Source organism: uncultured Algibacter sp., assembly GCF_947487575.1.
In the GTDB taxonomy this organism is placed as follows: Bacteria; Bacteroidota; Bacteroidia; order Flavobacteriales; family Flavobacteriaceae; genus Algibacter_B.
On record NZ_CANKXG010000002.1, the window covers coordinates 178,819 to 192,071 of the forward strand.

11 protein-coding genes are annotated in these 13,253 nt (G+C 33.9%); 3 read left to right on the top strand and 8 right to left on the bottom strand.

Annotation, left to right across the window (positions count from 1 at the left end):
* Window positions 1-170 precede the first annotated feature (170 nt).
* The 6 genes from Q0870_RS02950 to Q0870_RS02975 form a co-directional block, all read right to left on the bottom strand.
* Window positions 171-1,940 carry an ABC transporter ATP-binding protein gene (locus Q0870_RS02950; protein WP_298550928.1) on the bottom strand — a complete coding sequence of 590 codons (1,770 nt, stop codon included), beginning with the start codon at window positions 1,938-1,940 and terminating at the stop codon, window positions 171-173.
* Window positions 1,941-2,684 carry a tRNA pseudouridine(38-40) synthase TruA gene (gene truA / locus Q0870_RS02955; protein WP_298550930.1) on the bottom strand — a complete coding sequence of 248 codons (744 nt, stop codon included), beginning with the start codon at window positions 2,682-2,684 and terminating at the stop codon, window positions 1,941-1,943.
* Between the two features lie 399 nt (window positions 2,685-3,083).
* The gene (locus Q0870_RS02960; RefSeq protein WP_298550932.1) at window positions 3,084-4,064 is read right to left on the bottom strand and encodes a hypothetical protein; all 981 of its coding nucleotides are present in this window, start codon (window positions 4,062-4,064) and stop codon (window positions 3,084-3,086) included.
* Window positions 4,065-4,311: 247 nt separating this feature from the next.
* The gene (locus Q0870_RS02965) at window positions 4,312-5,565 is read right to left on the bottom strand and encodes a divalent metal cation transporter (RefSeq protein ID WP_298550933.1); all 1,254 of its coding nucleotides are present in this window, start codon (window positions 5,563-5,565) and stop codon (window positions 4,312-4,314) included.
* Window positions 5,566-5,769: 204 nt separating this feature from the next.
* Complete coding sequence (locus Q0870_RS02970; protein WP_298550935.1) at window positions 5,770-6,255, bottom strand: nuclear transport factor 2 family protein; 486 nt, start codon at window positions 6,253-6,255, stop codon at window positions 5,770-5,772.
* 174 nt (window positions 6,256-6,429) lie between these two features.
* Complete coding sequence (locus Q0870_RS02975) at window positions 6,430-9,204, bottom strand: response regulator (RefSeq protein ID WP_298550937.1); 2,775 nt, start codon at window positions 9,202-9,204, stop codon at window positions 6,430-6,432.
* A gap of 124 nt (window positions 9,205-9,328) precedes the next feature.
* Here Q0870_RS02975 and Q0870_RS02980 point away from each other — a divergent pair, with 124 nt between their 5' ends.
* Window positions 9,329-9,835 (top strand): metallophosphoesterase family protein, encoded by a 507-nt coding sequence (locus tag Q0870_RS02980; protein WP_298550939.1) that lies wholly within the window; start codon window positions 9,329-9,331, stop codon window positions 9,833-9,835.
* Between the two features lie 27 nt (window positions 9,836-9,862).
* On the opposite strand, the gene Q0870_RS02985 is transcribed toward Q0870_RS02980, so the two are convergent.
* Entirely contained in the window at window positions 9,863-10,003 is a 141-nt protein-coding gene (locus Q0870_RS02985) for a hypothetical protein (protein ID WP_298550942.1), read from the bottom strand.
* 264 nt (window positions 10,004-10,267) lie between these two features.
* Here Q0870_RS02985 and Q0870_RS02990 point away from each other — a divergent pair, with 264 nt between their 5' ends.
* Entirely contained in the window at window positions 10,268-10,696 is a 429-nt protein-coding gene (locus Q0870_RS02990; RefSeq protein WP_298550944.1) for a peptidylprolyl isomerase, read from the top strand.
* Between the two features lie 139 nt (window positions 10,697-10,835).
* Here Q0870_RS02990 and Q0870_RS02995 read toward each other — a convergent pair whose 3' ends face one another.
* The gene (locus Q0870_RS02995; RefSeq protein ID WP_298550946.1) at window positions 10,836-11,246 is read right to left on the bottom strand and encodes a DUF4293 domain-containing protein; all 411 of its coding nucleotides are present in this window, start codon (window positions 11,244-11,246) and stop codon (window positions 10,836-10,838) included.
* Between the two features lie 183 nt (window positions 11,247-11,429).
* On the opposite strand from Q0870_RS02995, the gene rho reads away from it, so the two are divergent.
* A complete protein-coding gene (gene rho / locus Q0870_RS03000) occupies window positions 11,430-13,046 on the top strand; it encodes a transcription termination factor Rho (protein ID WP_298550948.1) in 1,617 nt (538 codons plus the stop codon).
* Window positions 13,047-13,253 lie beyond the last annotated feature (207 nt).

Below are 13,253 nucleotides of genomic sequence, written 5' to 3' on the forward strand. Positions count from 1 at the left end.
GTAATTTCCTAATAAATCGTTTTGATTTTTTGGTTCGTTTTGCATCAAGGCAAAATGAACAAAGTGAAAAAGAGAATCTTGTAACTAAAATTAAACGCCAATACTATTATTTGATAATTGTTTTTTTGTATCAACCAAAAAAAAATAATTAACAAATTCATAAACTTCCTTTAAGCCACTTCCTCCTGTAAAAACTGAACTTCATACAAGTTCCTGTAATACCCATTTTCCTTTTTAAGCAGTTCTTCATGTGTGCCTTGCTCAACAATTTTGCCAGCATCCATAACAATAATTTTATCTGCTTTTTTAATGGTTGCTAAACGGTGCGCAATCACGATAGACGTTCTGCCTTTGGTAATTTTATCAGTCGCATTTTGTATGAGTTGTTCCGAATATGAATCCACAGAAGATGTGGCTTCATCCAACACCAAAATACTAGGGTTAGTTACATAAGCACGTAAAAACGAAATCAATTGACGCTGGCCAGAAGACAACATCACGCCACGCTCTTTAACGTTATAATGGTAACCATTAGGCAAGGTCATAATAAAATCATGAATCCCAATATCTTTGGCAGCTTGATAAACCTGTTCCTCAGTAATCTCTAGATTATTTAAGGTAATATTATTCAAAATAGTATCGGCAAATAAAAACACGTCTTGTAAAACCACAGCAATCTGCGTTCTTAACGACGCTAAAGTCACATCTTTAATATCAATACCATCAACCGAAATCACACCACCATCAATTTCATAAAAACGATTCAGTAAATTAATAATTGTCGATTTTCCAGCACCAGTAGCACCAACAATAGCAACAGTATCGCCAGCTTTCACATCAAAAGAAATCCCTTTAAGTACTTCTTCATCTTCCACGTAACTAAAATATACGTCATCAAATTTTATATCACCTTTAAACGAATCGGCAATATGCGTTCCTTTATCATCAATTTGAGACGTCGTATCAATTATTTTAAAAACACGGGTTGCAGCCACCATGCCCATTTGTAATGTATTAAACTTATCTGCAATTTGTCGTAATGGTCTAAACAACATAGGCATAAACATCACAAATGCAATTAAATCACCTTGAGTTACAGAGCTACTTTCAAGAATAATATTTAAACCACCATACCAAGTTACCAAACCTATACAAATTGAAGAAACCAAATCTGGCAACGGGAAAAATATAGAGTTATACCAAACCGTTTTAACCCAACCTTTTTTATGACGTTCGTTAATGGCTTTAAAATTATCGTATTCCACATCCTCGCAGGTAAATAACTGCAAAATTTTCATGCCCGTTAATCGCTCTTGCACAAAACTATTCAAGTTAGAAACCTCGGTACGTACTTCCTCAAAAGCCTTTTTCATATACTTCTGAAAAATACGAGTGGCGTAAAGCAAAATAGGCAACATAATTAAAACAATACCGCTCAACTTAAAATTAAGATACACCATAACTCCAAAAACCACAGCCATGGCCAGTAAGTCTTTAAAAATCATGAATAAACCCTGACCAAAAATATCGGCAATACGCTCCATATCTGTCACGGCGCGTGTAATTAATAAACCAACCGAAGAATTATCATAATACTTCATTTTAAAATTAAGCAAGTGATCAAAGAGTTTTACACGCACATCCTGAACCAAATTCTGTCCCAACCAAGCCGCATAGTAAATAAACAGCAACTGAAAAACAGTTTGCACAATCAAAACCCCAAGCATCAATATAATGTAAAACAAAAAGTCTTTAGCATCATGCGCTTCTATACTATCATCAATGGCATATTTGGTAATGTAAGGTGTTGCGGCACTAAAAACAGCCAACAAAACCACTAGCAAAATTAAACTAAAGAAAACCACTTTATAAGGCTTTATGTATTCAAACAGGCGCTTAAAAAGTTTAAAATCAAATATGTTTTCTTTCTTATTACTCATTTATAGTGTAATGTCTTTTGGGTATTCAATATGTGTTAAATATAAACCATGCGCCGGAACCGAAAACCCAGCCTCACTCCTATTTTTAGATTTTATAATGTCGTGCAACGCGTCCACTTCCATTTTCCCTAATCCAATATTAATTAGGGTGCCTACAATGGCGCGCACCATATTTCTTAAAAAACGATTGGCTTTAATCACAAAATGCAACTCATCATCCTTAACCAACCATTCTGCTTGCATGATATCACAATTATACGTTTTTACATCGGTATGTGTCTTAGAAAAACATTGAAAATCTTTATACTCAAATAGAATTTTCGCAGCCGCATTCATTTTCTCAACATCCAAACCGTGCTTTACATAAAAACTAGTATCAACGTTAAACACATTTTTTTCAACAGCCACGCGGTACACATACGCTCTACTCAAGGCATGAAATCGGGCATGCACATCAGGTTTTACTTTAAAAATATCACGAATTGCAATATCGGCAGGCAAAAAAGAATTTAGTTTAAAAATTAAATTCTGAGGTTCAAAAACAGCATCCGTATCAAAATGCGCGAACATTTGTGTAGCATGCACACCAGCATCCGTACGTCCGGCACCCATAATAGAAATTGGCGCGCCCAAAAGTGTTGTTAAACCCGTTTCAACAACCTCTTGTACCGTTATCGCATTGGGTTGACTTTGCCAACCATGATATACGCTGCCATTATAAGAAAGCTCAATAAAATACCGCAATACCTTTGTTTTTATCAAACAGCAAAGATAACTACATTTGGCGGTCCTAAAAAAAGAGGCGTCTTAATTATATATTAAAAAAAGTTTTTTGATTTGGGCGTTACCGCACCCTTCGACTGCGCCCAGGACAGGCGGTCGGGCTTTCACTACTCACTCCTTCCTTCGTCAGGGAGTTCAAACATGCCGTTCAATCCCTAACGCGGGATTATCTGCTAGCTCGTGTTTTTAAAATGTAAGTTGGTTTGTTTTTGGGAAGGTTCGTTTAACGTGTTTGTATATGGTTTGTTGCGTGATTTAAGCACCTAAATTAGCAAATACAAACCGAATAGAAAATCCGCGAGGATTTTCGTAAGTAGGCTAGAACTAGCAATAAATTATATACGGTGTTGGCAATAGTAGTTATTCTAACTTCTTTTTTTCCTCTTCTTCTCTTTCTTCTCTAATTTTTATCTTCATTGGATTTATTACTCTTTCAATAAAAACTTCATTATAAATCGGCTCATAATCATAAATTACAATTCTTCGATTTGTGTCAATAAGATTAGATAATAATTTTGAAGCTAAATCCGCAACTGTTCCTGGTATTTTCCCAAAAGTCACATCGACTATTTTAGGTGTAATAGATAATGTTGTAAGAATACTTTTTTTAATATTAATTAATCCGTTATGTTTTCTGTAAAGGTTAATACTATTCTGCTGAATGTTTGACAAAGCAGTATTTTTATTAACTTCTTCTTTATCTAATTCTGAATGAGCGGTTTTATAATCTAAAAAGGGCTTTTCTTTGAAGACTTTTTCAAAACGTTTAAAATCTTCTTTACTCAAATAATGTTTTGTATTCGGTAAATCAATAGTGTCTTGACAAATTGAATTTATTAAATATTTAATTGGATGGAAAAGTTCTAGAGGTAGGACTTCTTTTGATTTTTCTAAATCTTGAGTTATTGTACTAACTTTTCTAAATAATGATGTTCCAGTATTTGAAGCTATCATAATATCTTGAAGAAGCGTTTTAATACTCCATACTTCCTGATATTTTTCGTCTCTATGGTAATCTTCAGGAAGATAATATTGAAATATATCTTCTATCGATTTTAGAGCGTTTTCAACTTTACTTTCCGAAATATTAGTTGCTTTTTCTTTTAAGAAATTATAGAGTCTTTTTTCGTGTTTTTCAGATACAAAATTATTGTAATCTTTCATTGAACTCGTAGCGAAAGAGTCTACGCCACATTGCATTAGATAATCAAATGTTACTGCATAAGTATTGATTTCTTCGATTTTCAGAGATTCAATAAATACGTCTTCATTAGATATCTGTTCAACAACTGACATTTGACCTAATAAATATGGACTTACATATAATTTTCTGCTACTCATTTTCTTCTATTATTGCCAATACAAAGATAAAGTTCCGTTTCAATGAACTTTATCGATTGTTAAACGAAGTTAGTTGATTTTTTTGACAAAGTCAAAGAAAATTCCTCAAAAACATTTACAACTGATTAAAATTAAAACCAAAATCAATAGCATTAAATTCCTGCAACATGGGAAAACAAAAAAGCTCCAGCGTTAACTGAAGCTTTTAAATACATTTATAATTTTACTATATGTTTACCAGTTTACACTAAAAAATTACAACCCAGCCATAATAAAGCGCTAAACACGACAAGAAAAAGATGCCAGCATAGGTTAACAATTGTAATCCTCTTTTGGGTTTATAAGCTTCCGGAACATCGCTACTCATTACATTTTTTAAGTTCATATAGCCAACAATTGGCGCCAACATAAATGAAATAGCAGTTGCAACAGCTAGAATTAACCCCATATTAGTACTTAAAGTATACAACACCATAATGCTGATAACAGATATAATAATGATACTAGCGGCATAGTACTTTTTCCCTGTGAATTTTTCATGCTCTCCAACGAGCAGTCCTGTAATATCAACGCCAACTCTTGCAACAGCATCAACTGCGGTTAAGCATGTGCTATACATGGTGGCAAAGGCAGACACCGCAATAAAAACGTAGGCCCAATTACCAATATGCGTTGTAAACAGGTTTATAACTTGGTCTGCAAAGGTTACGGCATTTCCGCTTAATTCGGTTCCGGAACCATAGAGTGTCATGCACCCAATAGCTAGAAAGAAAATGGCAAGCACAGCAGTTAATAAATAGCCTGTATTAAATTCTTGAAGTGCGTCTTTAAGTGGTGGTTTATTCTTGTCCACTTTATACTTTTCTGCACTCCATAGGCTTAGCCAACTACTAGCTTCAACAGCGGTAGGCATCCAACCAATAAGTGTAATTAGGAATAAAATACCAAATTCATCAAAAAGCTCAGGCGGATTAAAGTTAACTATGGCAGTTACAGGCCCTGCATTAATTACAAATAATGTGGTTGCCAACAAGGCAACAAATAGAATAGGAATTAGAAATTTTAAAGTGGTCTCTAAAAGTTTATACTTACCAATAATTAAAATAATACTATTAAGTACAAATAAGCAAAGCGCAACCGTAGTTAACGACACACTTTCTATTCCAAAAAGGTTTATTAAAAGTCCTGCAGTAACAGCACAAAGCGCGGCAGGACCAGCGAAACTTGTAGCTAAGGTAATAAACGCGTAGCCCCACAAATAGCCTTTACCTCTGTTAAGGTAGCCTTCAATAATACTTTTGCCTGTAACATTAGTATAACGAATTCCAAACTCGAAAAATGGATATTTTAAAACGTTAGCCAAAATAATCGGGATGACCATAAACCAACCATATTGCGCTCCAGCTTTTGTTGAAAGCACCAAATGCGAGGTTCCAATAGCCATACTTGCGAATAATAGTCCGGGACCAAGGTTTTTTATCAGTGTTTTAAATTTTGACATAGTTAGTGGTTAGTTTAAGAACTTGAACAAGTTCGACATTTTTATGAAAATGACAAAAACTGATATCACCAATGGTTTGAATACGCTTAAAACATTAACCTATAACTTTTCCACCAAAATTAGGCTTACTGCCAAAAAAAAATGCCTGTTGCGTAGAACAAACAATTCATTTTACGCAACAGGCAAATTATAGAACACTTCTTATTATTCGTTTTTGTTTAATGGTGAATGATGCTCATGGACCATTTTCCAACCTGCCTTGGTTTTAACAAAAAGTAACGTAATTTGATCGTTAACAACTACCAAGTCTTCTCCAAACTTCAATTGAAAATCGGAATGAAAAGTAAGATTTGCAACATCACCGTAAACGGCAATTTTTAAATCTTTCGCATCGAATTTCACGACTTCGGTTACTGCACCAAAAACATTACGTTCGTGAGTTTCATTTGCCTCACCTCCGTTTCGTGGTTCTCCATTCTTAAATTCTGTAAACTTTGGGCCATACGCATGATACGATATTAGCTTATCTAAATCACCATCTTTAATGCTTTGAGCAATTGCCCCAAAGGTTCCCATAACTTCTTGTTGTGCCTCGGGAAACTCATCGTTTATAAGATCCACTTGTGCGTTGCAACTAGTCCCAAAGCATACTAAAAACATAATACTTACTACTGTTAATTTTGATTTCATAATATTTAATTTAATGGTTAAAAGATTGTTTTAATTACAGTACAATTTTAGAGGATATTCTAAATTATGGCATGCACTATTTTTTCAAAAACTAGGACAGTTTATGAAAATTATAGAATTTGAAGATGGCGTTTTGAGTAACAAATTGCCTGTATATAGGACTTTTACGCTATATTATTTTGATATCGCACTTGGCGCATTACCAAATTCTTTTTTAAAAGCCCGACTAAAATATGAGGGGTCATTAAACCCAACATCATAAGCAATTTCAGAAATTATTTTATTGGTAGTTTGAAGTAATTCTTTGCCTTTTTGCAGTCTTATAGATCTTATAAACAGTGCTGTAGATTTTCCGCTTGTAGCTTTTAATTTTCTATAAAGTTGCGATTCACTTAAACCCAATTGAATGGCTAATTCCAAAGGTCCGAATTCTGCCTGAGTTATATTATCATGAATAGCGGTTATAATTTTATTAAGAAATTTTGTTTCAGAATTTTTAATGTTTTTATTTAGAAGTCTGTCTATTCCTGTTTTTTCAAACTTATTCAACATTGTTTTACGCAAAAGAATTAGTTGATCTATACGCGTTAATAATTCTTCTTTCTTGAATGGTTTTGTTAAATAAGCATCAGCGCCATGAGAGAGCCCAGTTAATCTATCCTCAAAAGTAGCTTTAGCTGTAAGCATGATTATTGGAATATGATTGGTGAGTTCATCTGTTTTTAATAGTTCACAAACTTCAAAACCATCTTTTTCCGGCATCATCACATCGCTAATAATAATATCGGGTATTTTTTCAAGTGCCATTTCTATACCTATACTTCCATTAGGTGCATGTAAAATTTGATAGTTTCCTTGTAGGCAGGTTTTAATATAATGTGCCACATCCCTATTATCTTCTACAATAAGAACTAAAGGATGATTTTTGTTAGGCGTGTTAGAAAATAGATTATCATCTACTAAAATTGATTCATTATTGAATTTTGAAACAGTTGATGTCGTAATTAATTCTGAATCATCTAATTGATTTGCATCGTTAGTAATAGGTATTTTTACACTGAATACACTGCCTTTCCTGAGTGTACTTTCCACATGTATAGACCCATGCATTAATTCAACAAACTCTTTAGCTAATGCCAATCCTATCCCCGAGCCTTTCTCTAGTTTGGATGATGAGTCATCTACTTGATAAAATTTATCAAAAACATGCTGCTGGTCTTCTTTTGATATGCCTAAACCACTATCTTTTACTTTAAAGTAAAAACAGGGCGCGTGTTTTTTCTGAACCTTTTCAATAAAAACTTCAACTTTACCATGTTGCGCAGTAAATTTAATGGCGTTAGAAATTAAATTGGTGACAATGGCTGTAAATTTATTCACGTCTAAATCCATATTAAGACGCTCTAATTCGCAGTTTACTGAAAAATCAATATGCTTATCTTCAGCAAGGGATTGAAAACTTTGAGTTAGATATTTGGTAAAAGGAATACTATCAATTTGAACTAAATTTAACTCCACATGACCACTTTCAATCTTAGCTAAATCTAGCATCTCATTTATTAAATTTAATAAACTATCACTATTCCTATCAATAATCTCTACTGCTTTTTCAAGATGGTCAGTTTGTTGATTATTTAAATCCGATTTAATATTACTCGTCATTCCCTTAATAACGGTAAGTGGCGTTCTAAATTCATGTGTAATATTTGTAAATAAAGCGTTTTTTAGCTGGTTAATCTCCTTCAATCGTTTACTTTCATTAGCTGTAATTCTTCTAGAAATAAGAAAATAGGCTCCGGCAATTAGTAACACCAATAACCCAATAATTAAAAACAGATTCTTCTCTCGATTCTTTTTTCGCAAACCCTCTTCATAAGTTATATTCAATAATTCTTTTTCCTGAGCTTGAGCAATACTGTCTGCAACTAGCTGATTATTAAAAATAATATTTTGAATTTCTGTTCTGGCTTTATCTTCTTTTTTATCATTTATTAAAACTTGATACTTTTCATAAAAATCAAGAGCTATTGCGGGTCTGTTTAATTTTTTATTAATCTCGTAAAGACTTTTTAAAAGATTAGACTCCGGATTCCAGTTATTAGATTCATAAATTTTCAAACAAGCTTCACATTCTTTTAAGGCTTTATTATATTTTTTTAATCCATAATCTATTTGACATTGCCATAAATGAATATCCATTGAAAAATTCCTTGAATATTTTGGCGTAGCAAATTGTGCTGTAACCGTTTTATATTCATTTAAATATTTTACGGCTTCGGCGTATTGTTTCTCTTTTATATAGAGTGAAAGCAAGTAACCAGTTCCAACAGTGGCATACTCTTCAAGACCTATTTCTTTTGATATTCGAATAGCTTCCTTCCAATGTTTTATGGATTTTGGAATATCACCCATTTTACTATAAACGTTAGCTAAATTCCCGTTGGCTCCAGAAATACTACGCTTAATTCCATATTTCTCACTTAATCGTAAATGTTCCAAATGGTGCTTTTCTGCCTCTTTAAAATCTCCCAATGTTTGAAAGATGAAACCTTGGTAAGTAGCACTCCAGCCTTCATTCAATCTATCTCCTAATTCTCTGTAGTGTTTTTGAGATTTTTGTAGCGATTTAAAGGCATTAATATAATCATCGTATTTCAAATATAAATCTCCAGAGCGATAGGCTTTACCCATCAAAATATTAGCATCAATTTGAAATCGATTACTGTTTTTCTTTTTAGCCAAATCAAGCATTTGCTTTCCTAAAACAAGTGCACTATCCGTTTTTGTAAATAAATAATAATCTTCAATCAAATTTGTCATGGATTCAAATCTAATAGAATCATGAAGCGTTTCGGTATGCCAAATTTCAAAAAGGGAATCTTTTCTTTTTTGAGCAAAAATAATCCCCAAAAAAAACAGCGAAAATATAAACGTAAAAGTGAGTTTCATTTAGAATGCATAATAAACGAAGTTATCTTTTTTTTATGATAAAGTCAAACAATCCTTATTATCTGGCTTTATAAATTAAACCAATAATCCATAACTTTACCAACTCAACTTACTATTACAATTAATGACCAAAATACTCCTACTTTCTGACACACACAGTTATATAGACAATAACATATTAAAGTATGTAAAACAAGCCGATGAAGTATGGCATGCCGGTGATATTGGAGATTTAAAAGTTACAGATACTATTAAAACTTTAAAACCCTTACGTGGTGTTTATGGTAATATTGACGATGCTAAAGTGCGATTGGAATATCCAGAGCATAACCGATTTATGTGCGAAGGTGTTGATGTTTGGATGACGCACATTGGTGGCTACCCGCCAAAATATAATTTAAGAGTAATTGATACTATAAAAGTAAACCCTCCCAAATTATTTATCTGTGGACATTCACATATTTTAAAAGTTATGCCTGATAAGAAACTAAACCTCATCCATATGAATCCTGGGGCGGTTGGTAAACATGGGTTTCATAAGGTTAGAACCATGCTACGTTTTACAATTGACGGTAAAAAGATTGATAATTTAGAGGTGGTTGAGTTTCCGGTTAGGCATCCTAAAGGATAAATTAAATAAAAAGAGAGACCAAGTGAATTAAAATTGTTTCCTTGCCTTTCTATTTCTACTGCTTCGGAAATTCCTCCCACTTCTAGTAAAGTAACTTACTAAAGCCATTGCTACACCTACAATAATAACAAGAATTAGTATTTGATATGCTTCTTCTGGAATGTTCATACTTTAAATATACAAAAAAATTCTAAGCTTCTTGTTAGCAGATGACTGCGTTTGATATTGCAGTGAAACATTTAAGTTCATGAATTCTTATATCTAAATAGATATCTATGAATTAAAGCCCACAGCACGACGAAGGAGTTGCGAGGACTTGAAAACGTAAAGCCCGACCCTTGGATAACGCCCAAATAACAAAATAAAAGCATTCGTTTTACTTGATATGTTGTAAATTTGCGCGATTAAAAAAACAGTAAAGATTATATATTTATGAGTCAAGTAAAAGAGAATGATACAGTAAAAGTGCATTACACTGGAAAGTTAGGTAACGGGCAGGTTTTTGATAGCTCTTTGGAGCGTGAGCCGTTGGAGGTAACTTTAGGTCAAGGAATGCTTATTCCTGGTTTTGAAAAGGGTATTATTTCGATGGAAGTAAACGAGAAGAAAACGATTAATATTCCGGTTGCAGAAGCTTATGGCGAGGTGCAAAAAGAATTGTTTTACGATGTGAAGAAAGAGCAATTACCACAAGATATGGCTCCTGAGGTTGGTATGGGACTAGCTTCTAAAGATGAAAATGGTAGAGAAGTACAGTTTCGTATTGCTGAAGTTAAGGAAGACCATATTGTTGTTGATGCCAACCATCCGTTAGCTGGACAAGATTTAACTTTTGAATTGGAACTTCTTGAAATAAAGTAACGTTTCCATTTATACGAAAAAAAATTAAAAAGCCAGAATATAATACTCTAGGCTTTTTTTATATTCTAACTGTGAGGAATTAAAAAACCCAAAGCTTTCGCTTTGGGTTTTTCGCACTAATACTACTAAGATGTTAGGTTTAACGTAACCTATCCACAGATTTTACAAGCTCTTCATCCTTCTTGATGGCCTTATTGGCTAGTGCCAACAATACGATAGAAACAATAGGGAGAAGCATCCCAATACCTTTCTTTGAAACCGCCGTTTCTCCAGATACATTTAGTGATTGATACACGAAAAATCCTAGTAAAATAAAGTTTAATATGATGTTAAGTCGTCCCAGCATAAATTGGGACTTCCTATTTTTATAACGAAATATAGCTACCATAGAGAAAAAAGCAGATGTTAAAAAGGCAGCAAATACGTAATTAACGTCGGCTGCAAATACTTTTATATCGGCTTCTGTTACCCATAATTCAAATACAAATATAAGTCCTGCAGAAACTCCTGCGGCTAATAATAGATATACTGTTTGAATACGTTGTAACATGTTTTTTGCTAACTAGACCGCAAAAATAATAGATTTAACGCTAATAAATAAAATAAATTTGTATTATTGCAGTAATAATTCACAACAACCGCACTTACAAGTGGTTAATTCTTCAAGATTTTAAAAATCATTTTTCAGAATAACTCTAACAGTATTCAAATAAAAATATCCAACTAAACATAAATGTTTGAAATTTCACAATTAAAAGAAAAAAAACTCACTGATTTACAGGAGATTGCAAAAAAATTGAATGTCCCAAAATACCGTTCAATGAAAAAACTAGATTTAGTTTACCAAATACTAGATCAACAAGCTGCGGATCCAAAAGCAGTAAAAGCTGTCGCTCCAGAAGCAACTGCAGATACCCCTAACGAAAAGCCCGCCAGAAAACCAAGACAGCGTGTGCAAAAGCCTGCTCCTAGAAACGAGCAACCGCAAAGCAATGATAAGGATAAGGTAGCTGATAACAATTCTGTTCCTGAAGCTGAGCCAAAAGCTGAAGTGCCTCAAAATAAAGAGGAGAAAAAGCCGGTACATAAGCCAAACCCTAGACCGCAAAACGAAAATAAAAACAAGCCAAACCCTAGACCGCAAAACAAACATCAGCATAAAAATCAAAAAAACGGCAATGTTGACAAGGGTAATAAAGATAGTAGAAACCGTTACCGTGAACCAGATTATGAGTTTGATGCCATTATTGAAAGTGAAGGTGTTTTAGACATTATGCAAGATGGTTATGGTTTTTTACGCTCTTCTGATTACAACTATTTATCATCTCCTGATGATATTTATGTATCACAATCTCAAATTCGCTTGTTCGGTTTAAAAGTTGGTGACACCGTATTTGGAAACGTAAGACCTCCAAAAGAAGGCGAAAAATATTTCCCTTTAATTAAGGTAAGTAAAATTAATGGTCAAAACCCTAATGTAGTTAGAGACCGTGTCTCTTTCGAGCATTTAACGCCATTATTCCCGCAAGAAAAATTCAATATAGCAGAACGTCAAAGCACGATTTCTACGCGTATTATGGATTTATTTGCACCTATTGGAAAAGGGCAACGTGGTATGATTGTATCGCAACCAAAAACGGGTAAAACCATGTTACTTAAGGATGTTGCCAATGCTATTGCAGCAAACCATCCAGAAGTTTATCAAATGATTTTATTAATTGATGAACGTCCGGAAGAGGTAACAGACATGCAACGTAATGTACGTGGGGAAGTTATTGCATCTACCTTTGATAAGGAAGCCCACGAACACGTAAAAATTGCAAACATTGTTCTTGAAAAAGCAAAACGATTAGTAGAATGTGGGCACGATGTGGTGATTCTTTTAGACTCCATTACACGTTTGGCAAGAGCATACAACTCGGTACAACCTGCCTCAGGTAAAATATTAAGTGGTGGTGTAGATGCCAATGCATTACACAAACCAAAACGTTTCTTTGGTGCTGCGCGTAACATAGAAAATGGTGGTTCGCTTACCATTATCGCTACTGCACTTACCGAAACAGGTTCTAAAATGGACGAAGTTATCTTTGAAGAATTTAAAGGAACTGGTAATATGGAACTTCAGTTGGATAGAAAAATATCTAACCGTAGAATTTTCCCTGCTATCGATTTAACCTCTTCAAGTACGCGTCGTGATGATATTCTATTAGATGCCGTTACCGTACAACGCATGTGGGTAATGCGCAAATATCTTGCAGATATGAACCCAGTTGAAGCTATGGAATTTATAAACGATAGATTCAAACAAACTAAAAATAACGAAGAATTCTTAATATCTATGAATGGGTAAAACCATTCCCGTGTAGACGGCACACTAACTATAACTAACTCAAACTAGAAAAAGCCTTAACCATTTGTTGAGGCTTTTTTGCGTTTCTTAATTTGGGCGTTACCACAAGGGTCGTGCTTTCCGTTCATAGTTTTGCCTCGATGCGCGCCTCGGCAAAAGCTAACCACTGCAATCACTAACGCGGGTTAGCAACTTCAATTAAGCATT

Coding starts and splice junctions, on each gene's coding strand:
- Q0870_RS02950 (WP_298550928.1), bottom strand. CDS start 1,940: ATGAGTAATAAGAAAGAAAACATATTTGATTTTAAACTTTTTAAGCGC.
- Q0870_RS02960 (WP_298550932.1), bottom strand. CDS start 4,064: ATGAGTAGCAGAAAATTATATGTAAGTCCATATTTATTAGGTCAAATG.
- Q0870_RS02965 (WP_298550933.1), bottom strand. CDS start 5,565: ATGTCAAAATTTAAAACACTGATAAAAAACCTTGGTCCCGGACTATTA.
- Q0870_RS02970 (WP_298550935.1), bottom strand. CDS start 6,255: ATGAAATCAAAATTAACAGTAGTAAGTATTATGTTTTTAGTATGCTTT.
- Q0870_RS02975 (WP_298550937.1), bottom strand. CDS start 9,204: ATGAAACTCACTTTTACGTTTATATTTTCGCTGTTTTTTTTGGGGATT.
- Q0870_RS02980 (WP_298550939.1), top strand. CDS start 9,329: ATGACCAAAATACTCCTACTTTCTGACACACACAGTTATATAGACAAT.
- Q0870_RS02985 (WP_298550942.1), bottom strand. CDS start 10,003: ATGAACATTCCAGAAGAAGCATATCAAATACTAATTCTTGTTATTATT.
- Q0870_RS02990 (WP_298550944.1), top strand. CDS start 10,268: ATGAGTCAAGTAAAAGAGAATGATACAGTAAAAGTGCATTACACTGGA.
- Q0870_RS02995 (WP_298550946.1), bottom strand. CDS start 11,246: ATGTTACAACGTATTCAAACAGTATATCTATTATTAGCCGCAGGAGTT.
- rho (WP_298550948.1), top strand. CDS start 11,430: ATGTTTGAAATTTCACAATTAAAAGAAAAAAAACTCACTGATTTACAG.